The organism is Amycolatopsis sp. NBC_00348, assembly GCF_036114655.1.
GTDB lineage: Bacteria > Actinomycetota > Actinomycetes > Mycobacteriales > Pseudonocardiaceae > Amycolatopsis.
This window is the reverse complement of record NZ_CP107994.1, coordinates 7707992-7730432: the sequence shown is the minus strand read 5'-3', so window position 1 is coordinate 7730432 and position 22441 is coordinate 7707992. Positions and strand designations below refer to the sequence as shown.

The following is a 22441-nucleotide window of genomic DNA, read 5'->3' as shown; positions in this document are numbered from 1 at the left end:
GCTCACTGGCGGTGGGGGTTCTTGTGCTCGTCACGCAGCTGCCGCGCGGCCTTGATCGCGCAGTGCAGCGTCTTGCGGATCGACTCCGCCGACGCCGGGTTGATCGCCACGTCGGGGTCCTCGATCGCCGCGGCAAATTCGGTGCGCAGCTGGTCGATCGTGCGTGCCTTCGGCGCCGGGATCGTCCGCCGCGGCGGGGTCGACTCCCGCTGGTCAGCGGGCCGGTCGAGGGTCAACACCGGCGCGTCGACGATCGGCCCGTCGTCAACCCCGTGGCCGGGGCGGACCTGGTCGGCCAGGAACGCGGACACCTCGTCGGCGAGGACGTCCCCGGCGTGGCGGTCCGGTTCGACCACCGCGGCGAGCCGACGGCCGTCGAGGGTGTAGCGACCCGGGATGAACACCAGCCGCGCCGTGCCGGCGGCGTCGATTTCGGCGACCGCCGTGCGGACCGCGGCGGCCCGGACCTTCGCGACCTTCCGCAGGGCCTTGCGCTCGATCCGGCCGGCGGCCCGCTCCGCAGGCGACCGCGGCGGGGACGCGACCGCGAGCTGGTGAGCGATGACCCCGGCGACCGACACGATGCCCATCACCAGGGCGGCGTCCCACCCGCGGTGCCAGCCGTGCAGCACGTTGAGGGTGAACCCGACGCCGGCGAACACCCACGTCCCCAGCTGCAGCGCCCAGACCGGCCGGTCTGGGTGGCGGTGGCGGGACACCTCCACGGCGAGGGCGAAGGCCCACATGCCCAGCTCCGACAACGCCGGCAACGCGGTGCCTGTCACGTCCCCGTAGGTGTCGAGCCCGTATCCAGCCATCGCGGGCAACGCCATCCCCGCGGACACCAGCGCGAGCAGGTAGATCGGGAGCCGGACCCGGTTCGCCGACAGCCACCCAGTGACCCGGGCGACCATCGCGGCCCGGGCGGCCCGGCGGGTTTCGCGCTGCTTGTCGGCGAGCTTCGCCGCGGCGGCGGCGTCGGCGCGGCGCTGCTCCGCCCGCGCGGCCTGCTCCCGCAGCTTCCGCGCCACGGCGACGTCGGCATCCTGGCGGTTCTGCTCTGCGTCGGCGGCGCGGTTCGCGCGGCGTTCCTCTGCCCAGCTGGTCATCGCGCACCCTCCCGGGTTTCGTCGCTGCGCCCGGCAGTCGCCGACGCATCCGTGCTGGTGGTGCTGGTGGTGTCGGTGATCTGCCGCGGCGTGACGCCGGTGAGCTGGGCGCGGGTGCGGCGGTGGTCGGTGATCTCGTGCACGGTCCAGGCCGCGGCGGCGAGCAGGGACAGCAGCGCGAGCCAGCCGGAGACCAGCCACGCCAGGACCAGCGGCGCGGCCACGGCGAGCAGTTCAGCGAAGTGCCACACCACCCACGTGGTGGCCTGTTCGGTCCGGGTGCGGGTTGCGGCGTGTTGAGTCGTCATCGGGTGTCACCTCCAGCTCAGGTAGGGAAGAAGTTGTTGACCGGCCGGCGCCTGCGTGGGCGGGAGGCCTGGGCTGTGGCGTAGCGGTCGAGCTCGCGCATGACGCCTTCCAGGACCCGGGAGATCAGGACCAGGGGGATGCGCAGCAGGTGCAGCGTGAGGAACAGCAGCACCGTGATCAGGTGGCGGATCAGCGCCCATGTGCCGTAGCGGTCCAGGACCTCGAACGTGCTCATTGCTGCTTCGCCTCCTGCCGGGCGGCCTCACGACGCGCCCGCTCGGTGGCTTCCTCCTGGGATTGCACGAGGTCGTGCCAGGCGCCGGAGTCGTTGCTGCTCACGCGGCCACCCCCGCCCGGTCGGCCTGCTCCAGGTCGAAGCAGGTCCAGCACTGCCGGGTGCTGGTCGGCACGCAGTAGTCCTGGATCCCGGCGCAGTCGACGCAGGTCCGGCGGGCTTCCATCGCGCGGTCCAGCGCGGTCAGCTGCGCCGGCGTCGGCGGCCGGTAGGGCGCGGCGAGCTCGACCGAGAACAGCTCGGCGGTGGTCTCTCGGGCGTAGGGGAGGTGGTGCCGGAACACCAGCAACGCCGACGGGTCCTGCCCGTTCGGCCGCAACCCAACCGCCCGCAGCTGCGAGCGAGTCAACAGGGTCGAGGGGGCCTCGCTCCAGCCGAACACGGGCAGCCCGTCGCGTTCTCCGCGGCAGAGCGCTACGTGGTGGGTCCGGCCGTCGAACACCTTGGTCACCGTCTGGCGACGGTTGCGCGGGTTCACCGGGCCACCTGGCCCAGCTCGGCGCCGCGGATCTCGCCGTCGGCGAGCTGGTGCAGCTGCATCGCGATGTCGAGGTAGGCGCGGGAACGCTGCTGCTTGACCCGGGCGGGCACGGTGTCGTTGGCGATCAGGAACGCGGCGTTGTCGCAGAGGGTAGAGGCCAGTTCGCGGTAGCGGCCGGCGATCTCGCGGGAGACCAGGCGGTTGAGCTCTGCGACGGTGTAGGCCACCGTGTGGACGTCGCGGACCGGGCTGGTGGTGTCTACCATCTGGGGTTCCTCCGTGCGGTTTTGTGACTGGTCGGTGGAACCCGGCGCGGTCGGCGCGTTCTTGCCGGAAGGGGCCGCCGCGTCGGGGTGAAACAGCAGGCGGGCCGCCATCACGCGGCCTCGCCGAACGTCCAGGTCTCGGGCAGCACCCGCAGTGCCTCGCGGGCAGCCCGGCGACGTGCCCGGTTCACTCGACGCTGGTCGTTGAAGTCGAAGCGGTAGGCGGCCTCCGCGGCGAACGCGTCGGCGGCCAGCTCGCGGTCGACGTCCTCCAGCAGCGCGTCGATCGCCGATTCGGTCAGGCCGTCCGGGTAGATGGCCTCGCCGACGTGCTCGTCAGTGATCAGCGCGGCGGCGTCGATCCGGCGGCGGTAGACGTTGGTGTCCATCTGAGATGTCCCTTCACGCAAAGTTGCTGGTCAGCGGATGATCAGAGCGAGCTAAAGAACGTGGTCAGGCTGTGCACGATGTGCCGAACGTGACAGGCGGCCTCCATCGGCGACGACACGACGAACAGCAGCGCCGCAACCAGCAGCACCAGCCCGACGGCCTTCCGTCCGAACCCCGAACCGGTCTTCAAGACCGGGAACCCCTGCTGCTTTCTCGCCATGTCGGCCTCCTGCTGGTCGTTCGTCGCCTTGGTCTGCCTCCCTAGGGAGGTCTCAGTAGACTGCACTCCCCTAGGGAGGTTGTCAAGCAATCTGTGGAGGTCTCACTAGGGAGGCCGTAGGCTGGACACAGCGACAGGAGAGGAGGCTCAATGCCTGACCGGCTACCGCTCAGCAGGAGAATTGCGGCCGATCTGCGTGCGGCGATCACGCAGGGAGAGCTAGCACCGGGGGCAGTTCTCCCCTCTGAAAGACAGTTGATCGCCCAGTACGGAACCACGAAAGCGACCGCCGGCAAGGCGATCGCGTTCTTGGTCGCCGAGGGTCTGGTGACGACGGAGTTCGGCCGTGGCACCTTCGTTCGACGGCGCCCACCCCTCCGCCGCGTCTCTGCGGCAAGGCGCCATGCCGCTCATCGAGAAACTGGAAAACCTGTCTTCGACGTCGGAGCCGCTAGTCAGGGACGAGTTCCGTCGCGACGAATACTTTTTGTCGGACGGATGCCTCTACCGGCGCATGCGGCCAAATGGCTGCATGCGGCCCGTGACGACGAGGTCGTCGTGCGTCGCCGCGTGCAGTTCTTGGACGGAGAACCGGTTGTGGTCTCCGCGAGCTACTACCCGTTGTGGCTCGCGGCCGATACTCGCCTCGAATCTCCTGAAGCGCTACCGGAAGGGCCTGACGAGTTAATTGAGTCTCTTGGGTACAGGTTTTTCCGGGGGGTTGAAGTGTTCAGTACGCACATGCCAACTCCGGAGGAGACGGAGTTGCTCGAATTGCACGCTGGGGTGCCAGTGATGCACATGTGGGACGTGGACTACGACGAAGCTGGCAGGCCGCTTCAGGCGGCGCACGACGTCTACGCGGGCGACAAACACGAGTTCATCTACGAATGGCAGGAGAGTGATATTCAGCCATGAGGAAAGAGTGGCCCAGCAACTGGTCAGACCGAATCAGTGGTCAAGCCTGTGAGATGTGCCAATCGACACGCTTGGATGAAGATGCCTATGGAGTGCGTATCTTCAGTACAGACCAGGTTGACGCCGTGCTTCAGCGGGCCGATATCCAGCGTGGATACACGCTTATCATCTGGCGGGGGCGTCATGTTGTCGAGCCGTTCGAGCTGGATAAATCAGAGGCGAACTCGTATTGGAGCGCAATTCTGGCTGTAGCAAAAGCGCTGGTTGCGTTCTATCAGCCGCTCAAGATGAATTACGAAACCCTCGGAAACACGGTGCCACACCTTCATACGCACTTGCTTCCTCGATTTGTCGAAGACCCTGCGCCAGGTAGGCCGTTCCCATTGCTTCCTCAGAGCGGCGACGAGCCCAAGATTGACCCTGGGCTACTTGCCAGTGACGCCGCTGCGCTTAGGGCACTACTCCGTTGATGGCAAATACCTTCACGACGTCTTCGTAAGGGGTTTCCGTCTGTGCGCGGAGGTTGAACCTCTTCTGGAGGTGCCGCACCCTTGGTGTGCAGTCCTCATTCGTACGAACGTGTCACTCTCGGTAGGAACATCCTTGAGAGGCGATGTAACTCCGTAGAGTGAATCTGAATTCCCTAACGGGCGACCTTGACTCCGTTGTGTGAGATAGAATATCGCCACGTGGTGGAACGTTAAACACTTTCACGTTACTTTCCTGTAATGCTAACCTTTCGAGTGATTTGCTGGCCACACTGCGCAAGATTCTGCCCCTGCTTTTCCTTGCACTCTCTGCATGTACATGTACTCATGCAGGGGCTCGTGCTAGCGTGATCAGGTCGACTTCGCCGGGGCTACGGACGAGGTGGGCAAATTTAAGAAGAATTCCAAGGAAGATTGGCGCGTGAATTGTAGATCCCGTTACTTCTATCGGGTTCGTTCAATAAGAAGGGCACCTGGCTGGTTGCGTCAGACCAGGTGCCCCGTACGACACCCCAAGTCGGCGGTTAACCAGGTCTAGGAGTGTCGCAATGAGAAACTCTACCCCAGATGAAGAGCATGACTGCATCGGCATCAGTCGATTGGCTGCAGATGCAGTCCGGTTCCTCGCTCTCACATTGCGTGACGAGCAGCGGTTCCGACTCTTCATGCGCTTCATGACGATGGTCTGCGTGACCCTTGTCCTTCTTGCCGGGATGTCAACCGCGGTGCTGCTCGCGCACCCCAGCTTGGTGCCCACTTATGCGCGGGAGGTGCTTGGCAAGTGACAGGGCGGGGGTCGGGGCGGGCGGTTACTCCCGAGTAGCCTGCCCTGGCCCCCGCGTCGGCAGGCGGGGGGGACCGCTTGCAATACGCCGACCGGTTTCTCGGATGCGAGTGCATTAGTTCAGTTTGATTGGGACATGAGGTTCGGCGGTGGTCCTACGGCGCCTAAAGTGTTGTGCTTCGGTGGAGTTGTTGAGCGTCGTAGTCGACCGCCGTAGACGAGTCGCGGCTTGTGTGACCCGAGAATTAAATTCGACTTTCTTGATTCTCGGTATCGTAGTCCAAGGGGTCCTCAATGATATTATAGATCTCTTCTGCTGCCCAAAGCGTGCGCCCGCCGCGTCCGATAGTCGTGTATTTTGTAATCCAGCCGTACTGCTCAGCCTTCGATAGTAGATCGCGAGCTCCTTGGTCGCTAACGCCGACCGCTTGTTGCACATCCTGAACTGATATGTAGGGATTGCGAAAAATTAAAGGTACGATTGCTGCAACGCGCGATCGGTCTTTCTGGCTCTCTGTTAAATATCGCTCGCGAAGTGCGACTATTCCGGAAGCTCGCTTGACGGAATCCAGGGCCTGATCCCGGACGGCGCGTAGAAAGAACTGAATCCATTGCTGAATTTCGCCCTTTTCCCTGACGGCTTGCAGGCGGTCATAATACTCTGACCTGTGGTTCTCGAGGTAGCCTGATAGGTATAGCAGAGGCCTAGTTAACCTCTTTTCATTTACCAGCATTAGGCCGACAAGGAGTCGTCCAATTCGACCGTTCCCGTCAAGGAATGGGTGGATTGTTTCGAACTGGTAGTGCATAAGCGCACAGCGGGCTAGTACTGGGAGTTTGCTATCAAGGTCATTGACAAAGTCTTCCCAGTCGGAAAGTAAGTCAGGTATGTGTACGGGGAGAGGTGCGACATACTGAGCATCTTCAATTCGATGAGTGCCGGATCCGATCCATACCGGCGAAGTTCTAATTGTTCCAGGCTGCTTCTCTTCGCCGCGCACTCCGCTCATTAGAGCTTCGTGGATCTGGCAAATTAGCCGTTGTGATATTGGCAACTTATTGATTAGGTCAAACCCTAATCTGCTCGCACGTAGGTACCGGATTACTTCCGCTGTATCATTAGTTCGTTCGGTTTCGTTCAGTTGTTCGGCCTTGAGGACGTCGGATAAAGAAGCCCTGGTCCCCTCGATGCGCGAGCTTGCGACTGCCTCTCGCGTCACGAAGGGGCCGATGAGTAGATCGGGGTCTCTGACCAGTTGGCCAAGCCCTTGGAGGTAGCCCAGTGCGCTGTCGGCATCGGATAGGGCTAGGACTGTCTTGTCGTCCAAGGCAAGCTGCCGCGGCAGTCTTGCCGGTAGGAAGTAGTCAAATGCCCACTTGTTACCGGGCTCGCGTTGCGCGCTGCCGAAGGTGGACGACGTGTAGCGACGTGGGTCCATACGTGCACACGCTACATGTAAGCTGGCTGTTCACTTGGAGCGTGGCCTCGACTCTCCAAGCTAGGGTCACCCTGACTTGTGGCGTGGGGACGGGCGGCAAAATGTCTTGGGGCGTGAAGTGACGCCCCAAGTTAGCCGGCTCATGACTTGGAGCGTGTGCTCGAGTTCGCAAGTTGCTTGGGAGCGTCACCGCTTTAGCCAAGAGAAGTAGCCTTTGCCTTGGAGCGTCCTCGTCACTCTGCGCCTTGACTGCGGCTGGGCTTGACCTTTCCGATGCAGAGAACCTTCTTCGGGTATGCCCGCTCGTGTATGCATCCGATCGTGGGCCGGTGAGCCGTACAGGGGCTCTGAGCTGGGGTTTTCTCAAGTCGATCGATCGCGATGTGTCCAACTCCACGCTAGATCGTGACACTGACCTAAGAATTCTCAGCAAGATTCTGTGTAGAATACAGGTAGCAAGACGGATGAGAGCGCACCGACGAAACGATGCCCACGCCCACGCACACGACAACGCACGCGAACCTGCCACTGCCTGAACCCACCACGCCACCCTCGACCACCACTCCCGATCACCGTGAACGACCCGCGTCACCCAGGGGACTTGCCAATGAACATCGATACCGACGACATCGTCAGCGTGACTGATGCTGGTCAGCGCTTCTCAAGGCTGGTCAACGACGTCAGCGAGACAGGTCGCCGCTTCGTTGTCATGCGCAACAACCGTCCTGCTGCAGTAATCGCAAACATCGAATCCATGGAACGGCTACAGCGCATTGAGGAGGTTGAGGAGGACTTGAAGCTTCTGAGCATCGCTTGGGTCAGAACCATGACCGACTCCGGTGCGCGGCACAGCTTGGAAGACGTCGCAACCGAGTTTGAAATTGATCTAGACGAGGACTGATGATCGATGGCCAGGGTTGACCTGACGGACGACGCTAAAGAAGACCTGAAGGACCTTGACGGGTCCGCACGGAAGATGGTCGTTAAGGCCCTGGCCAAGTTGAAAGATGAACCTGCAAAACGTGGGCAACCGCTTGGAAGTCGCGCGGACGGCGACCTCACGACGTTCCGGAAGCTTGTCATCGGTGACCGCGACTACAGGGCGGTCTACCGAGTCGAAGCCGACGGCAACGTCGTAGTCGTCTGGGTGATCAAAGAGCGAGCCGACAACGAGTGCTACGAGTTGGCGGTCAGTCGTCTACGGCTGCATGGTGATCGTCAGATGGCTGAACTCGCGCAGAATCTCCTCGAGAGCGCCTGGCGCTACAAGCAGGAAGTCGACTCGTAGTTCAGCGGCTAGTAGGGCGGCCCCGGGTGTCTCACCTGGGGCCGCTTCTTTGCGGTCGCCGGATCTTCATCCGCTTACTGCGATTCGGGGTTGCTGGAGAGTCGGCCTCGCTTAGTTGAGGGGGGCGAGGCCGGGTAGCCGATGTAGTTGTCGCCGTCGCGGTAGACCAGTGCGATGCCGGCGCTGGCGATGAGGTCCTGAAGGTCGTCGTGCGGCCTGGTAGGGAGCAGGACCGCGGTGGTGGGGTTCGGTGGTGTCACGTGGCGGCAGTAGTCCAAGAGTTGACCGACGGCTTCCCGCACAGCCTCGCGGGAAGCGCTGCCCTTGGCTTCGTGGAGGATATGCGCTGTCTGGTCGTAGATGTCGGTGACCAGGGTGGTTGTGGTGCCCTTTACCGCGATCTGGAACCGAGCAAACGTGTGCCCCTGCTTCTTGAGGAAGTCCTCGTAGTGGTCGGTGAGCTCGGCCTCTCGACGCTTCGCCGTGGTAGTTGCAGAGCCGGAGCGATTGCTCGACTTCGATTTGGAGCGTTCCGTGGGAACGATGGAACTAATGGTCACGTCGGCCGGCACCAGCACGGCTGTGGTCGTGAAGGCCGGGGGAATCCTGTCTTTGGCCTCGGGGGTACGGCCGTCGGCAGCCCGCAAGCGGAACACGATGACCTTGCGCTGGTCGCCGGCCTCGTCGCGGGACTGTCGAACGTAGTACGGCCGGTCCTCGTCAAGGGCCATCTCTCCGACATATCTGTGCGTCTTGGTGTCGGTGTTCGGCACCTTGCCCACGGCTTTAAAGACGTGCAGGGCGCGGCCCGCAGTTGCGTGGTTCAAGACGGCCCTGTTCATGGCGCCGTTCTGACCGTCGAAGGTCTGGTCGCCGTCGTTGCCGGCGCCGGTGTACTCGAAGATCGCGCCGGCTGCGTCTTCTTCGTCCAGCCAGCCGTCGAGGTAGCCGTACCGCTTGCCGGCCTCGTCGTCGGAGTAGATCAAGATGGTGTTTGAGCTGGTGGAGGGGACGATGCCGCCCTGTCCTGAGCCGCCCATTAGCGCCCGGACCTCATAGCGGGTGTAGATCTCATCCGGCTTGAGCTGCGCCGCGCCCATGCGTCCCCTCCGGTCGTGCTTCCTCCGAGCCTGAGTCTGGCACTCGCCGCTGACAGATTCAGGTCACGCCGCGGCGGCGGCCGCGGCCGAGTCGAGCTGTTCCTTGTCGGCGGGGGAGTTCGGTCCAGAGCGGGGCGGTCGCGCAAGGTGGCGGCGGTCAGCACGCGGGCCTGTTCGAACTCGCCGGAGCGACGCTCGTAGATCACGGTCATGTCGGGCAGAACGTGCCAGCGGTCGACCGCGGTGGGCTGGGCAACTACGACATACGTCGTGGCGTGCGTCAGGCCGGGTGGTATTTCCATCGCGTGCTCCGGTTTGGGCGCACGTCGCCCCGCCATGTGCGGTACGGGGCGACGTGCTGTGGTGCGTCGGGCGGGACCTTCCCCGCCTCGCCCGACACTCGCCACCGTAGAACACGTGTTCGATGGTACGCAAGTCGAGTTGCTGCGAGCGTCGCTACGCAAGGCGACGTGACAAACGGCTGTTGCGACGCGTCGGGCGCACTCTCTCCGTTCCTCCGAGCCAGTCGTCGTAGAACGCCTGCTCAAGGAGCGAGGTCAGACGATGAGTGGTGGGCTACGTCCGTCAGGCGGCATATCGATGCAGGTCCACGGCCCAAACGGCACTCACATTAACCAATGTCAACCAACGCCCAACTGACATCAACCACGCTGGACCACGCGTAGACCACGCTTGGCTGCTCCAAGTCCCTCACACGCTGGGCGAGTTCAGCTGGGCTGATGGTCTACGCGGCGCACATCGCGCCGTAATCACCGGTCGTCGACTGGGGGCATCGAGCGTCTTCGTCACGGGCATGACCAGCCCTACTCTTGGACGCGAGCAAAAGGTTGAAAGCGATCGGGCGGCTTCCTCGTGCTAGAGGAAGCCGCCCGTGCCGGTTCGGTGCGTTGGAGCGCCCCTGCCGGTGTCGCCTTCGGCATGAAGCCAGCTACTACGTCGCACCCCGTCGACATCTCATCCGGCCTCAACAGCAGATGCTCGTCAGCGGGGCTCTCTATAACTGTCACTGAAGGGCGACACCAATGACCTTAAGGCGTGACCCTCGCCGGTCGCGAGGCTCGCACGACGACCAGCATGCGCGGGACGCCAGGCGGCAGACCGCGATGGCCGGCCCCTATAGACGAGCGGGCGACGAACGGCGGGGACTGGCCGACCTCGCCGGTCGCATCGTGACGAGCCCAGGCACGATGGTCCGTGCGCTCATCTTCATCGGCGTTCTGCTCGTCCTGGTCCTCGCCGCGGCCGGTCTGTTCAGTTTGAAGATCGATGTCGGCCCCGTGCATGTTGGCCCGGCCGTCACGACGAGCGGGGTGTGACACGGGTGGGGTGTCGAAGGTGTCACACCTGTCACCCTGTCACTCACTCTGCTCTGACCTGCGGGTTTATGTGTGACAGGGGAGTGACACCGTCGGTGACAGGTCTACTCCCACTCTAATTCTATGTCTCTCTAGTCACTGAGCGGTGAAATGAGGCTGAAACAGCGGTGAGTGGATGCGTGTGCCCCCGCTGTTCCAGCCTCATTTGGTCTGGAGTGGATGACAATCTGGGTGACTCCCAGACGTTCGCGCACGATGAAACTGCAGGTCAGAGTCCTGTGATCGACGCTAAAACTGATAAATTCAGCTGCGCCTATGTTCGGCCACGAGCCAGCCGAGACAGCGGTCACTTAGGGTCCGTCGGTCTCTGTCCGCACGATTGGAGTTGAGAGGAGGTTGAACATGGGTCCAGTGAAGAGGTTGGCGGTGGGGCTCACCCGCTGGGTGGGCCCCACCGCCAAATTGTTGACCGCGGTGACCAAGCTGGTTGCTGAGCTCCGTCGCTGGTTCAGCTAGACGCAGGAAGGCTGTCGCCTCTCGGGTGAGGCCGAGAGGCGACACTTGCGCCGCCTAAGGGTAGTTCCGTCTCTAGTCGACACCAGATAACTCGAGGATTGGTCAGGAGTCCTTGAAGTTGCAGGGCTGGCGGTCAGCACGCGAGCCTCTTCGAACTCTCCGGGTCGACGCTCGTAGATCACGGTCATATCGGGCAGGACGGTGGGCTGGTCGGCGACTACGAAGTTTGTGGCATTTGTCAGATCAGGCGTGGTTTCCGCCGCGCGCTCCGAGCTTGCAGGCTCGCCGCCTCGCTGGCCGGGCTACGGGTTCGTGGTCGTCCTACGCACAGCCGGGAGACGGGGCTGTGATGCGTTGGGCGGGACCTTCTCCGCCCCGCTCAACACTTACCTCGATAGGACACGTGTTCTGCGACGTGCAAGTCGAGGTACCCGATTCTCTGCCGAGTGTCAGTTCGGGAGTGATCGCGTAACCCGCAGGGGTGAGACCGCGACACGCCACCCCTTGATGCCCGTGCGGTAGGCCCATTCCAGTGGGTAATCTCAACGAGTCGGCAGGCCCCATGCTCGGGGTTCGCTGTGGCCCCGAGGGAGCCGTCTCGCCCAGAGGCTGGATCCCGCAAGGGGGTGAGAGATGCCCAGATCTAAGAAAGGACCGTTACCAGGGGACGCTGTCCGCTGGTACGGCCCGATCTTGAACTTCCTGGGTGGTGCATGCCGGTTGCTGGCAGAACTTTTGCACCTCACCCACTAACCACCTGTCGGCACGAGGAAGGAGTGGTCCCCGCTGAGTTGCAGCTCGGCGGGGTCGCTTCCATGCGCTTGCTAGCTACTCGCGCTCATGTTCCGACATCGCACCTCATGTTCGCTCATGTCAGCTCATGTTCGCTCATTGCCACCCAGATTACCCATCTGGGTAGCCTGCTGCGCAACATGGCGCACCGTGAATTCGCTCATCAGGGGTGCTGAGGTCGGTGGCCGCACGGGTAGGCGTGCGCAGGCAGGTTCTACCTGGCCCTTGCGGAGGTGCCTGGTGTTCGCACGCGCCTGGAGAGCGGGAAGGCGCGTCACGGACTGACGGACTGGGTGGGCGGGAAGACTTGTAGGCGCCCCAAGTGAGGCAGCGTGTCGAATCCGGAGTTTCCCGCTGTCAGAACCTCAGACGGAGTGTGACACCGGCGGGATGTCGAGGCTGTCACACCTGTCGCTGAACCCTTCTGACCTGCGGGTTTAGGTGTGACAGGTGAGTGGCACCTTCGATAACGGCTCTCGTCCCACTCTACTTCTATGTCTCTTTGGTCTGGGTGGGTGTCTAACTGGGTGACAATCCGGGTGACTAACCCCGGACGTGTGCGGACGTTCGAGGACAGCAGACGCCCAGGCCAGAGCCTTGCAGTCAAGGTCAACAAGTGACGAATTCCGCTCGTAATGAATAGGTCAGGGGTTCGATTCCCCTAGGCGGCTCCGCAGGTCAGGCCCCATCCGAGACACCTCGGGTGGGGCCTGACTCGTCTGGTGAGTGTCTAAGTGAGTGACAACGAAGGCTCGTCGGTGGGCGAAGAAAGTCCGCAGGTTCACCCGTCGCGGGGAAACCGGGTAGCCGCGAGATCTGCGGGAAGTGGCTTAGCCGCGCCGCTTCTTTGCTCGGCCGCGAAGACCTCCAGAACGTGCCGGAGTGCTCCGTCACGGAAAGGCGGCCGCTCGGCGAGGGCTCTAGGAGCGGTTTCGGCGGCGCGGCGCTTGCGCCTCGCGATACAGCGGCTCGACAAGACCTGGAAGGCCCGTGCTCGCACAGAGCGCGGGCCTTTTGGCTTGTCTCGCGTGTTTTGTGGGGCTTCGCCCCACAACCCGTCCGGAGGGCTTCGCCCCCTGCCGTGGGCGCCTTCGTGGGTGGGCGCGGCTTGGTGAGATTCTTCTGGGGAATCACCCCTATGGGTCAAGTTTTGGGCTTGAAGCAAGCGAAGGCCCCCGCCTTGTGGGTGGGGGCCTTCGAGGTGAGCAGGGGGGTTACTTCGGCGGGGCTACCTTGACCACGCTGGCCTTGGCGTCGCCTCGGGGGGTGCGGTAGGTGATCTCGTCGCCCGCTTTGCGGCCGACCAGGGCCAGGCCCAGGGGGCTGTCCGAGGTGATCGCGTCGGAGTCTTCGCCCGGGACCGTCACCACTTGGAACGTCTCTTCGTCGCCGTCCGAGAAGCGGAGGGTGACCGTTGTGCCGTCCGGGAGCTGGGCGTTGCCGTAGCCGCCGTGTTCCATCTTCGCGGCCAGGTCCGCGATCTGGCGGTCGAGCCGCGCCGCGGCTTCCGCTCGGTCGATCACGTCCGCCTGGTCCGCCGCGTCGCCCGTTCGCTCCTGCTCGCCGGGTTGCGGTGCGAGAGCTTCGCGTTGCGTGCGCAGGTTCGCGATTTCCTTCTCCAGCTGGCTGCGCGCAGCCGGGCTGAGCCCCTTGTCCCCTGAGATCACCATGCCGCGCATTGTCCGCCGCGCGGACCGGGGTGGCCAATCCGGTTTTTCACCCGGCGGCCACCCGCAGGACGTCTGCCCTAGGATTTGGGGCCGTCGTCCAGGAAGAAGGTAACGAGAATCACCGTGAGCGCCGTCCCCGGTCGCAGTGACCGGCTCTCTCCCAACCAGCTGGCCAAGCAGGAACAGATCGTCGAGGCCGCCCGCGTCGTGCTGGCCCGCGACGGCCTCGCGGGCTGCACCGTCCGCGCCATCGCGGACGCCGGACCGCTCACCAAGAGCGCGATCCACTACTACTTCGCCGACATCGACGTCCTCATCGACCGGGCCATGGCCGCGCACATCACCGCGTTCGCCGCGGGCCTGCGCGACGTCGGCGCGAAGCACGCCGACCCGCGCAAGCGGCTGTTCGCGGTGGTCGAGGAGTACCTGAGCGTGTTCGCCGCGAACCCGAACGCCGCGTTCCTCTGGTTCGAGTACTGGATCGCCGCCGGCCGGGCGCAGCACCCGCAGGCCATCGACGTGATGCTCACGTCGCTCACCGAGCTCCTCGCCGAGCTGCTGGCGCCCCTGGACGTCGACGACCCGCGCGCCCGGGCCCGCGCGCTGCTCTCGTACCTGCTGGGCACGGTCGTCCAGCAGCGGGTGCGGCCGCGGTCGTTCGCGACCCTGCGCGCCGACATCGAAGCGCTCTGCTTCGCCAACTACGGCTGACGGCAGAGGCGCAGCGCGCTCTCCAGGCACAACCTCTCGGCTTCTTCGGCGGTGACGCGCCCGGCCGTGACTTCCGCGGCGGCCGTGTGCAGGAGCCCGAGGATCGCGGCGGCGAGCCACGCCGCGGGCAGCGCCGCGTCGAACTCGCCTGTGTCCTGGCCTCGCACGATGAGCCGCTCGAGCCGTGGCGGCACGACGTCGTGGGGGTCGTTGCCGGGCCGGGGGAGCCCGGCGGCGGGGCTCAGCAACAGCGGGAAGCGGTCCAGGAACCGCCAGCCCGCCCCGAGGAACGCGGCCAGCGCGTCGGCGGGCGGGGCCGTGTCGAGGCCGGCGTCGTCGAGCAGCGCGACGTATTCGGCGGCCGCCACCTCGACCAAGGCGGCGAGCAGGGCGTCGCGTGACGGGAAGTGCGCGTAGACGGTCTGGCGGGTGACGCCGGCCGCCGCGGCGATGTCCTCCATGCCCGCGTCCGGCTGTTCGCCGAGCACGCCCCTGGCCGCCGTGAGGATGGCGTCGATGCTGCGCTGGGCGTCGGCGCGGCGACGGCGTGGCTGCGTGGTGACCATTCCGAGCATCGTAGGAGCCCGGTCATAACCTTGACAACTTGTCAGAGATAGCTAACTCTTACGGCATGTCAAAGAACAGTGATCCGCCGGCGGTCGAAGCACGCGGCCTGGTCAAGGCCTACGGCGGGCACCGGGCGCTGGACGGGATCGACCTCACGATCCGGCGCGGCGAGGTGTTCGGCTTCCTCGGCCCGAACGGCGCGGGCAAGACGACCACCATCCGCGTCCTGGCCACGCTGACCAGGCCGGACGGCGGCACCACCCGCGTCCTCGGCCACGACGTCGTGACCGGAACGGCCGCGATCCGCGCCCGGGTGGCGGTGACCGGCCAGTTCGCCTCCCTCGACGAAGACCTGACCGGCTTCGAGAACCTGCTGCTCCTCGGCCGGCTGCACGGCCTGTCCCGGGCGGCCAGCAGGAAACGCGCCGACGACCTGCTCGCCGCGTTCGACCTGACCCGCTCGGCCGGGCGTCCGGTGGGCGGCTACTCGGGCGGCATGCGGCGCCGGCTCGACATCGGCGCCAGCCTGATCACGACGCCCGACCTGCTGTTCCTCGACGAGCCGACCACCGGCCTCGACCCGCGCAGCCGCAACCAGGTGTGGGAGCTCGTCCGCCGGATCGCCGCGGCCGGCACCACGGTGCTGCTCACCACCCAGTACCTCGAGGAGGCCGACCAGCTCGCCGAGCGGATCGCGGTCATCGACCACGGCCGGATCGTGGCCGAAGGCACCAGCGCCCAGCTCAAGTCCCGGGTCGGCGCGGGCACCCTGCACGTCCGGCTGCTCGACGGCGAGCAGCGGCCGCGGGCCCGGCAGATCCTGGCGGCGGCCGGTGCGGTCCAGCTCGCCGACGACCCGCTTGCGCTGTCGATACCGCTCGACGCCGGGGTGGACGCGGGCCGGCTGGCCGGGCGCGCCATGACGCAGCTGGCTGACGCCGGGGTGGGCGTCGCCGAGTTCTCCCTCGGCCGGCCCAGCCTCGACGAGGCCTTCCTCGCCCTGACCGAGCACCGGGAGCTGACGGCATGAGCACCTCGATCGACGTCCTGCTCGCCGAGGGCCGCACCCGCCGCCACGCCGGCGCCCTCACGTCCTCGGTCACCTTCGGCCGGCGCGGCCTGCTCAAGATCAAGCACGACCCCAAGCAGCTCGTGGACTCGGCCGCCGTGCCGATCCTGTTCACGGTGCTGTTCACCTACCTGTTCGGCGGCGCGCTCAGCGGCTCGACCGGCGACTACCTCGAGGTTCTCCTGCCCGGCGTGCTGAGCATGAGCATCGCCATCGTCACGATGTACGGCGGCGCCCGGCTCGCCCGGGACGTCCGGAGCGGCGCCTTCGACCGCTTCCGCGGCCTGCCGATCTGGCGTGGCGCCTTCGTGCTCGGCGGCCTGCTCAGCGACGCCGCCCGGTACGTGTTCGCCGCCGCCATCGTGGTCGTCCTCGGCCTGGTCATGGGCTACCGCCCGGACGGCGGCGCGCTGGGCGTGCTCGCCGCGGTCGCGCTGGTCGTCGCGTTCGGGCTCGCGCTGTCGCTGGTGTGGGCGGCGGTCGCCTTGGTCGTGCGTGACCCGGCCGTCGTGATCAGCATCGCCAACGCCGTGCTGATCCCGCTTTCGTTCGCCAGCAACATCTTCGTCGAGCCCACGACGTTGCCTGGCTGGCTCCGGGCCTTCGTCGACGTCAACCCGCTGAGCCACGTCGCGAGCGCGGCGCGGGACCTGATGAACGACGCCGGCGGCACCGGCGTCGTGTGGTCCCTCGTCGCGACGGCCGTCCTCGTCGTCGTGGCCGGCCCGGTGACGCTCCGGCTCTACAGCAGGCAGGGCTGAGGAAACCGCTCGTCTAGGGTGCGGACATGCCTCTGTTCTCGTTCGAAGGGCTCAGCCCGCAGGTCCACCCGGACGCCTGGATCGCGCCCACCGCCACCCTCATCGGCGACGTCGTCGTCGAGAAGGACGCCTCGATCTGGTACGGCGTGGTGGTCCGGGCCGACTTCGGCCGGATCGTCATCCGCGAGGGTGCCAACATCCAGGACAACTCGGTGATCCACGTCAACGACGGCGTCTGCGAGGTCGGCAAGAACGTCACCGTCGGCCACCAGTGCCTGGTGCACGACTGCACCATCGGGGAGCAGGCGCTGATCGGCAACGGCTCGACGGTGCTCGACAAGGCGAAGATCGGCGCGCGGGCGCTGGTCGCGGCGGGCGCGACGGTCACCCCGGCGACCGAGGTCCCCGAGGAGGTCATCGCGATGGGCAGCCCGGCGAAGAAGTTCGTCCCGCTGACCGATTCGGCGCGGATGTGGGTCGACCACAACGCCGCGATCTACCAGGAGCTGGCCCGCCGCCACCGCGCCGGCACCAAGCCGATCGATTGAGGTTGACTCTCCAGTAACTGGAGACTCTAGCTTCGGGCCATGGCTCCGAAGAAACTCACCCACCAGGTCACCCTCGAACTCGCCGCGGGCAACGCCCCGGTCGTCGACCTCGGCAAGATGCTGGGGCAGACCGGGGTCAACCTGGTCGAGATCAAGAAGACCTACGACGCGGCGACGGCGAACCAGCGCGGCGACGTCGTGCCGGTGGTCGTCTCGGTCTTCGAGGACCGCTCGTTCGCGCTCCGCCTCAAGTCCCCGCCGACGGCGTTCCTGATCAAGAAGGCGTTGGGGGACAAGGGGTCCTCGCGGCCGGGGCACGAGGTGGCGGGCAAGATCACGACGGCGCAGCTGCGCGAGATCGCCGAGCGCAAGCTGCCGGACCTGAACACGTCCGACGTCGAGATGGCGATGCGCACGATCGCCGGTACGGCTCGGTCGATGGGCGTCGCGGTCGTCGACTGAAGTGAACCGCGGCTCGAGCGGGGTGCACTAAGCTCTTCCCCGCAGCAGCGACTGGCGCCATCGAGGTGGAGCACCACCGGGAAGCGACGACGAGGCCGGCACCGCGCGCCTGGGTGAAGGCCACTCCAGAGCCGGAGTACGCCCATGACCCACCAGCCGAAACTGAACGCGCTCGCGTCCGCCGACCCCGCCATCGCCGGGCTCGTCGAGGACGAAGCCAAGCGCCAGCACGACAAGATCCGCTTGATCGCGTCGGAGAACTACGTCTCGCAGGCCGTGCTCGAAGCCACCGGGACCGTGCTCACCAACAAGTACTCCGAGGGGTACGCGGGCAAGCGATACTACGAGGGCCAGCAGTTCATCGACCAGGTCGAGCTGCTCGCCATCGAGCGCGCGAAGGCCGTCTTCGGCGCGGACCACGCCAACGTCCAGCCCTACTCCGGGTCTCCGGCGAACCTGGCCGTGTACCTCGCGTTCGCGAAGCCCGGCGACACCGTGCTCGGCATGGCGCTGCCGGACGGCGGCCACCTGACCCACGGCTGGAGCGTCTCCGCGACCGGCAAGTGGTTCACGCCGGTGCGCTACGGCGTCACCAAGGAGACCGGCCGCGTCGACCTCGACCAGGTGCGCGACCTGGCCCGCGAGCACCGGCCGAAGTTGATCTTCGCCGGTGGTACGGCGATCCCGCGGACCATCGACTTCCCGGCGTTCGCCGAGATCGCCGCCGAGGTGGACGCGGTGCTCGTCGCCGACATCGCGCACATCGCCGGGCTGGTCGCGGGCGGCGCGCACCCGTCGCCGGTCGGGCACGCGCAGGTCATCACCACGACGACGCACAAGACGTTGCGCGGCCCGCGCGGCGCGATGATCCTGTCCGACGCCGAGCACGCGAAGGCCGTCGACAAGGCCGTGTTCCCCGGCCTGCAGGGCGGCCCGCACAACCACACGACGGCGGCCATCGCGGTCGCCCTCGGGGAGGCGCAGCAGCCGTCGTTCAGCGAGTACGCGCACAGCATCGTCGCCAACGCCCGTGCGCTGGCCGACGCGCTGCTGGCGCGCGGTTACGACCTCGTCTCCGGCGGCACGGACAACCACCTGCTGCTGATCGACCTGACGAACAAGGCCGTCGCGGGCAAGCCGGCCGCGCAGGCCCTCGACCGCGCGGGCATCGAGCTGAACTACAACACGGTGCCGTTCGACCCGCGCAAGCCGTTCGACCCGTCCGGCATCCGGCTCGGCACGTCCGCGATCACCACCCGCGGCTTGCGGCCGGAGCACCAGACGCAGGTGGCGGACTGGATCGACCGCACGGTCACCGCGGCCGCCGCGCAGAACGAGTCCTCTTTGGACACGATCGCCGCGGAGATCCGCGAGTTCCTGGCGCCGTTCCCGATCCCGGGCTACTCGGCCTGAGTTGTAAAGCCGTGAAGGCCTCCTTACCGGCTCTTATGGCCGGGAAGGAGGCCTTCACGGCTTTCGCGCCAGGGTGGCGAGGGCGAGCGGGTGCAGGGTGGGGGTGGCGGCGAGGAAGCTCGGGGACGCGGGGGTCCACGGGGCGCCGTCGGCGGTGGTGACCACCGCGCCGGCCTCGCGGGCGATCAGGGCCGCGCCGACGAGGTTCGTCGCGTCGCGGCCGTACTGCCAGAAGACGTCCAGGCGCCCGGCCGCGACGTCGGCGACCTGCCACGACGTCGGGCCGAGGTTCCGGACCGCGGCGACCTCGTCGAGTACCGCCGTGAGCGATCGGCCCGCCGCGGCCGAGACACCGGGCTGGCGCGTGACGAACGGCGGCTGGCTGGTCGCCGCGACCGCCGCGTCCAGGGAAGTCTTGCGCGACGGCGAAATCGGCGTCCCGTTGCGCCACGCGCCGGCGCCGCGCGCAGCCGCGTAGGTCTCGCCGAGCCACGGCGAGTGCAGCACCGCCAGCTCCGCCTCGCCGTCGCGCAGCAGCGTCACGGTGACGCAGTACTGCGGCAGGCCCTGGACGAGCTGGACGGCGCCGTCGAGGGCGTCCACCACCCAGACCTCGCCGCCGGGGACGTCCTCGAACTCGTCGACCCAGCCCGCGTCCGGCCGGATTCCGGCGAGCGCCGCGCGCAGGCTCGCGACCAGCGGGTCGTCGATCGCCGAGAACGTCGTGGCGAGCTCGCCGAGCGTCGCGGGTGGCCGCCGCGGTGCGCGGATGCCGGTGGCCAGGGTTTCCACGACGTCGATCACTGATTTCAGCATGCGCCCAGGGTTACGCTCGGACGGCTGAGAGCGCTCGTGCCCGACGGATCGGATGTTGGCGCCATGGCTTGCGCTGCGGTTGTCCACAGGGGCGGAGCGTTGTGGACAGGTCGGCCGAGAACCCGCGCTGCGGCCGGGTTTGCCACCCGCCGCCGATAGACTGGACTGGGGACGTCCCCCCGAGGAGGGTGGGGGTGTTTTCGGTTGCCGGCCCCGAGCCTGAGCCCGAGCGCGGCGCGCTGCTTCTGCGGGTGAAGCTGTTCCGCGGCTGGACGCCGGTGATCGGCGAGGCCGGCCGGGCGCACCCTGTGTCGACCTCCTGGCCGGTAGCGCGGAGATCAGCTTCCGGCCGGCTGGTGCACGACGCGCTGCCGTCGACCTCCGCGATCACCGAGCTGCGCGCGCACTCGATCCTCCACGTCTTCTCCGACGCGACGCGCTGGCGCACCGGCCTGCTCACCGACGCCGAGGTCGCCGCGCTGACCCCGCCGCCGCCCGGCGGCGACGTCACCCTCGACGAACTCGACCGGCGGCTCCTGGCCCGGCTCGCGATCGACGCCCGGCTCGGCCCGGTGAGCTGGCCGCGGAAGCCCCGGAGTCCACCGTGCGCAGGCGGCTCGACCGGCTCGCGGCGTCGGGACGCATCCGCACCTACGCGAACATCGACGTCACGGCGCTGGGCCTGACGGTCGACGCCAACGTCTGGATGACCGTCCCGCCCGGCCGGCTCGACGACGTCGGGCGCGTGCTCGCGCGGCACCCGATGGTCCACGGCACCCTCGCCACGACCGGCGTGACCAACCTGATGGCCGCCGTCTGGTGCCGTGACCTGGCCGGCCTCTACGCCTTCGTCACCGGCCTCGACGTGCCGTCCGCCGAGGTCACGGTGGTCGCGCGGGCCGTAAAGCGGGGCGGGAGACCAGGGTCACAGGATATTTGATTGCACGATACAAGCTTCCGCGGAATAGTTGGCCGAAGCAAGTAGTTGACAGCTACAAGCAACTACGACGAAGGCTTCATCCGAGGGAGACCACCATGAGCGACACCACCACGGCGGAAGGAGCAGCCGCTACGAAAGGCCGGCTATCGCACCGTCAGATCCTGACCATCCTGTCCGGGCTGATGCTCGGCATGTTCCTCGCCGCACTCGACCAGACCATCGTGTCGTCGTCGATGCGCACCATCGCCGACGAGCTCCACGGCCTGTCGCTGCAGGCCTGGGCCACCACGGCGTACCTCATCACCGCCACGCTTTCGACGCCGCTCTACGGCAAGCTGTCCGACCTCTACGGCCGCAAGCCCATGTACCTGACGGCGATCTCGCTGTTCCTGGTCGGCTCGCTGGCCAGCGGCATGGCGACCTCGATGTACGAGCTGGCCGCGTTCCGCGCGTTCCAGGGCCTCGGCGCCGGTGGCCTGATGTCCCTGGCGCTGGCGATCATCACCGACATCACCGCGCCGCGTGAGCGCAGCAAGTACCAGGGTTACTTCATGGCGGTGTTCGGCATCTCGAGCGTCGCGGGCCCGGTCGTCGGCGGCTTCTTCGCCGGCATCGACTCCTTCGCCGGCATCACCGGCTGGCGCTGGGTGTTCCTGGTCAACGTCCCGATCGCGCTCGCCGCGCTGGCCGTCGTCAGCAAGGTCCTCAACCTCCCGCACACCCGCGTCGAGCAGAAGGTCGACTACTGGGGCGCGGTGACGCTGGCCGTCGGGCTGGTGCCGCTGCTGATCGTCGCCGAGCAGGGCCGCGAGTGGGGCTGGGGCTCGGCCGCGTCGATCGCGATGTACGTCATCGGCGGGCTGGGTGTCGTGGCCTTCATCTGGCAGGAACGCCGGATGGGCGACGCCGCGCTGCTGCCGCTGCGCCTGTTCAACCGCCCCGTGTTCCGGATGGCCACGCTGGTCACCGTCGTGCAGGGCGCCGGGATGTTCGGCGCGATGATGTCGCTGCCGCTGTACCTGCAGATCGTCAAGGGCGCGACGCCGACCCAGGCCGGCCTGCAGATGCTCCCGCTGACGCTCGGCATCATGGTCGCCAGCCTGACCAGCGGCCGGCTGATCTCGAAGACCGGGCGCTACAAGATGTTCGCGGTGGCCGGGATCGGCCTGATGGCGGCGGCGCTGTTCGCGCTGTCGACGATCACCGTCGACACCTCGCTCAACCTGGTCATGGTGATCGCCTTCGTGATCGGCCTCGGCCTCGGCGCCTCGATGCAGACGCTGGTGCTGGCCGCGACCAACGACGTCCGCCCGCAGGACATCGGCGTCGCCACCTCGGCGGCGACGTTCTTCCGGCAGATCGGCGGCACGGCGGGCACCGCGGTGTTCCTGTCGATCCTGTTCGGCACGGTCGGCGACAAGATCGCCGGCGCCGTCCGCTCGGCGATCAGCACCCCGGCCTACGCCGCGGCGCTGGCCCAGCACCCGGAGTTCGCGCAGCAGCTGAAGAGCGGCTTGGACGTCAACGACACGTCGTTCCTGTCCTCGCTCGACCCGACGCTGGCCCGGCCGATCCTGCAGGGCTTCGCCGACTCGATGAGCACGGTGTTCCTGGTCGGCGGGATCGTGCTGACCGTCGGTTTCGCCCTGGTGTGGTTCCTCAAGGAGAAGCCGCTCTCGGACAAGTCGGCGATGGAGCAGCGCGCGGAGGCCGAGGAAGAGGGCACTCCCGCCCTGGCCCTGGCGCACTGAC

27 protein-coding genes and 1 tRNA gene are annotated in these 22441 nt (G+C 66.6%); 16 read left to right on the top strand and 12 right to left on the bottom strand.

Annotation, left to right across the window (positions count from 1 at the left end; all coding sequences use genetic code 11):
• Positions 1-2: 2 nt before the first annotated feature.
• From OHS58_RS34010 to OHS58_RS33980, 7 genes are all read right to left on the bottom strand, one after another.
• The gene (locus tag OHS58_RS34010; RefSeq protein WP_328645212.1) at positions 3-1109 is read right to left on the bottom strand and encodes a hypothetical protein; all 1107 of its coding nucleotides are present in this window, start codon (positions 1107-1109) and stop codon (positions 3-5) included.
• A complete protein-coding gene (locus tag OHS58_RS34005; RefSeq protein WP_328645211.1) occupies positions 1106-1417 on the bottom strand; it encodes a hypothetical protein in 312 nt (103 codons plus the stop codon). Before OHS58_RS34005 ends, OHS58_RS34010 begins: the two co-directional genes overlap by 4 nt.
• Before the next feature lie 17 nt (positions 1418-1434).
• Positions 1435-1653: a hypothetical protein gene (locus OHS58_RS34000; RefSeq protein WP_328645210.1), complete on the bottom strand. Its 219-nt coding sequence runs from the start codon at positions 1651-1653 to the stop codon at positions 1435-1437.
• Between the two features lie 100 nt (positions 1654-1753).
• A complete protein-coding gene (locus tag OHS58_RS33995; protein WP_328645209.1) occupies positions 1754-2191 on the bottom strand; it encodes an RRQRL motif-containing zinc-binding protein in 438 nt (145 codons plus the stop codon).
• A complete protein-coding gene (locus tag OHS58_RS33990; RefSeq protein WP_328645208.1) occupies positions 2188-2460 on the bottom strand; it encodes a hypothetical protein in 273 nt (90 codons plus the stop codon). Before OHS58_RS33990 ends, OHS58_RS33995 begins: the two co-directional genes overlap by 4 nt.
• 110 nt (positions 2461-2570) lie before the next feature.
• Positions 2571-2849 (bottom strand): hypothetical protein, encoded by a 279-nt coding sequence (locus OHS58_RS33985; RefSeq protein WP_328645207.1) that lies wholly within the window; start codon positions 2847-2849, stop codon positions 2571-2573.
• 41 nt (positions 2850-2890) lie between these two features.
• On the bottom strand, positions 2891-3070 hold the full coding sequence (locus tag OHS58_RS33980; protein WP_328645206.1) for a hypothetical protein: 180 nt from the start codon (positions 3068-3070) through the stop codon (positions 2891-2893).
• 150 nt (positions 3071-3220) lie between these two features.
• Here OHS58_RS33980 and OHS58_RS33975 point away from each other — a divergent pair, with 150 nt between their 5' ends.
• From OHS58_RS33975 to OHS58_RS33965, 3 genes are all read left to right on the top strand, one after another.
• Positions 3221-3988: a GntR family transcriptional regulator gene (locus OHS58_RS33975; protein WP_328645205.1), complete on the top strand. Its 768-nt coding sequence runs from the start codon at positions 3221-3223 to the stop codon at positions 3986-3988.
• Positions 3989-4059: 71 nt separating this feature from the next.
• Entirely contained in the window at positions 4060-4458 is a 399-nt protein-coding gene (locus tag OHS58_RS33970) for an HIT family protein (RefSeq protein ID WP_328645204.1), read from the top strand.
• A gap of 566 nt (positions 4459-5024) precedes the next feature.
• Positions 5025-5261: a hypothetical protein gene (locus tag OHS58_RS33965; RefSeq protein ID WP_328645203.1), complete on the top strand. Its 237-nt coding sequence runs from the start codon at positions 5025-5027 to the stop codon at positions 5259-5261.
• Positions 5262-5505: 244 nt separating this feature from the next.
• Here the strand turns inward: OHS58_RS33965 and OHS58_RS33960 are convergent, their stop codons facing one another.
• Complete coding sequence (locus OHS58_RS33960) at positions 5506-6699, bottom strand: Fic family protein (protein ID WP_328645202.1); 1194 nt, start codon at positions 6697-6699, stop codon at positions 5506-5508.
• Positions 6700-7306: 607 nt separating this feature from the next.
• Between OHS58_RS33960 and OHS58_RS33955 the strand changes: the two genes are divergently transcribed.
• Positions 7307-7600: a type II toxin-antitoxin system Phd/YefM family antitoxin gene (locus tag OHS58_RS33955; protein WP_328645201.1), complete on the top strand. Its 294-nt coding sequence runs from the start codon at positions 7307-7309 to the stop codon at positions 7598-7600.
• A gap of 6 nt (positions 7601-7606) precedes the next feature.
• The gene (locus OHS58_RS33950) at positions 7607-7987 is read left to right on the top strand and encodes a type II toxin-antitoxin system RelE family toxin (RefSeq protein WP_328645200.1); all 381 of its coding nucleotides are present in this window, start codon (positions 7607-7609) and stop codon (positions 7985-7987) included.
• Between the two features lie 74 nt (positions 7988-8061).
• Here the strand turns inward: OHS58_RS33950 and OHS58_RS33945 are convergent, their stop codons facing one another.
• Entirely contained in the window at positions 8062-9087 is a 1026-nt protein-coding gene (locus OHS58_RS33945; protein WP_328645199.1) for a hypothetical protein, read from the bottom strand.
• Between the two features lie 1124 nt (positions 9088-10211).
• Between OHS58_RS33945 and OHS58_RS33940 the strand changes: the two genes are divergently transcribed.
• A complete protein-coding gene (locus tag OHS58_RS33940) occupies positions 10212-10424 on the top strand; it encodes a hypothetical protein (protein ID WP_328645198.1) in 213 nt (70 codons plus the stop codon).
• 1896 nt (positions 10425-12320) lie between these two features.
• A tRNA-Thr gene (locus tag OHS58_RS33935) sits at positions 12321-12403 on the top strand.
• A gap of 543 nt (positions 12404-12946) precedes the next feature.
• On the opposite strand, the gene OHS58_RS33930 is transcribed toward OHS58_RS33935, so the two are convergent.
• Complete coding sequence (locus OHS58_RS33930) at positions 12947-13402, bottom strand: GreA/GreB family elongation factor (RefSeq protein WP_326944946.1); 456 nt, start codon at positions 13400-13402, stop codon at positions 12947-12949.
• A 123-nt stretch (positions 13403-13525) separates the two neighbouring features.
• Between OHS58_RS33930 and OHS58_RS33925 the strand changes: the two genes are divergently transcribed.
• Positions 13526-14113, top strand: coding sequence for a TetR/AcrR family transcriptional regulator (locus OHS58_RS33925; RefSeq protein ID WP_247058822.1), 588 nt, complete (start codon positions 13526-13528; stop codon positions 14111-14113).
• Here the strand turns inward: OHS58_RS33925 and OHS58_RS33920 are convergent.
• Entirely contained in the window at positions 14104-14679 is a 576-nt protein-coding gene (locus OHS58_RS33920; protein WP_328645197.1) for a TetR/AcrR family transcriptional regulator, read from the bottom strand. The two genes, OHS58_RS33925 and OHS58_RS33920, sit on opposite strands and share 10 nt — an antisense overlap.
• Before the next feature lie 65 nt (positions 14680-14744).
• On the opposite strand from OHS58_RS33920, the gene OHS58_RS33915 reads away from it, so the two are divergent.
• The 5 genes from OHS58_RS33915 to glyA all read left to right on the top strand — a co-directional run bounded on the left by OHS58_RS33915 (position 14745) and on the right by glyA (position 18933).
• A complete protein-coding gene (locus OHS58_RS33915; RefSeq protein ID WP_328645196.1) occupies positions 14745-15710 on the top strand; it encodes an ATP-binding cassette domain-containing protein in 966 nt (321 codons plus the stop codon).
• Positions 15707-16510: an ABC transporter permease gene (locus tag OHS58_RS33910; RefSeq protein ID WP_328645195.1), complete on the top strand. Its 804-nt coding sequence runs from the start codon at positions 15707-15709 to the stop codon at positions 16508-16510. The genes OHS58_RS33915 and OHS58_RS33910 overlap by 4 nt, the downstream gene beginning before the upstream one ends.
• Positions 16511-16536: 26 nt before the next feature.
• Positions 16537-17058, top strand: a complete 522-nt coding sequence (locus OHS58_RS33905) for a gamma carbonic anhydrase family protein (RefSeq protein WP_326944942.1) — start codon at positions 16537-16539, stop codon at positions 17056-17058.
• A 39-nt stretch (positions 17059-17097) separates the two neighbouring features.
• A complete protein-coding gene (rplK, locus tag OHS58_RS33900) occupies positions 17098-17520 on the top strand; it encodes a 50S ribosomal protein L11 (RefSeq protein WP_328645194.1) in 423 nt (140 codons plus the stop codon).
• A 144-nt stretch (positions 17521-17664) separates the two neighbouring features.
• Positions 17665-18933 (top strand): serine hydroxymethyltransferase, encoded by a 1269-nt coding sequence (gene glyA, locus OHS58_RS33895; RefSeq protein ID WP_328645193.1) that lies wholly within the window; start codon positions 17665-17667, stop codon positions 18931-18933.
• Between the two features lie 54 nt (positions 18934-18987).
• On the opposite strand, the gene OHS58_RS33890 is transcribed toward glyA, so the two are convergent.
• A complete protein-coding gene (locus tag OHS58_RS33890; protein ID WP_328645192.1) occupies positions 18988-19749 on the bottom strand; it encodes an inositol monophosphatase family protein in 762 nt (253 codons plus the stop codon).
• Positions 19750-20105: 356 nt separating this feature from the next.
• On the opposite strand from OHS58_RS33890, the gene OHS58_RS33885 reads away from it, so the two are divergent.
• From OHS58_RS33885 to OHS58_RS33875, 3 genes are all read left to right on the top strand, one after another.
• Positions 20106-20435, top strand: coding sequence for a hypothetical protein (locus OHS58_RS33885; RefSeq protein ID WP_328645191.1), 330 nt, complete (start codon positions 20106-20108; stop codon positions 20433-20435).
• A complete protein-coding gene (locus OHS58_RS33880; RefSeq protein ID WP_328645190.1) occupies positions 20354-20689 on the top strand; it encodes an Lrp/AsnC family transcriptional regulator in 336 nt (111 codons plus the stop codon). Before OHS58_RS33885 ends, OHS58_RS33880 begins: the two co-directional genes overlap by 82 nt.
• Positions 20690-20784: 95 nt before the next feature.
• Positions 20785-22440: an MDR family MFS transporter gene (locus OHS58_RS33875; protein ID WP_247058813.1), complete on the top strand. Its 1656-nt coding sequence runs from the start codon at positions 20785-20787 to the stop codon at positions 22438-22440.
• Position 22441 lies beyond the last annotated feature (1 nt).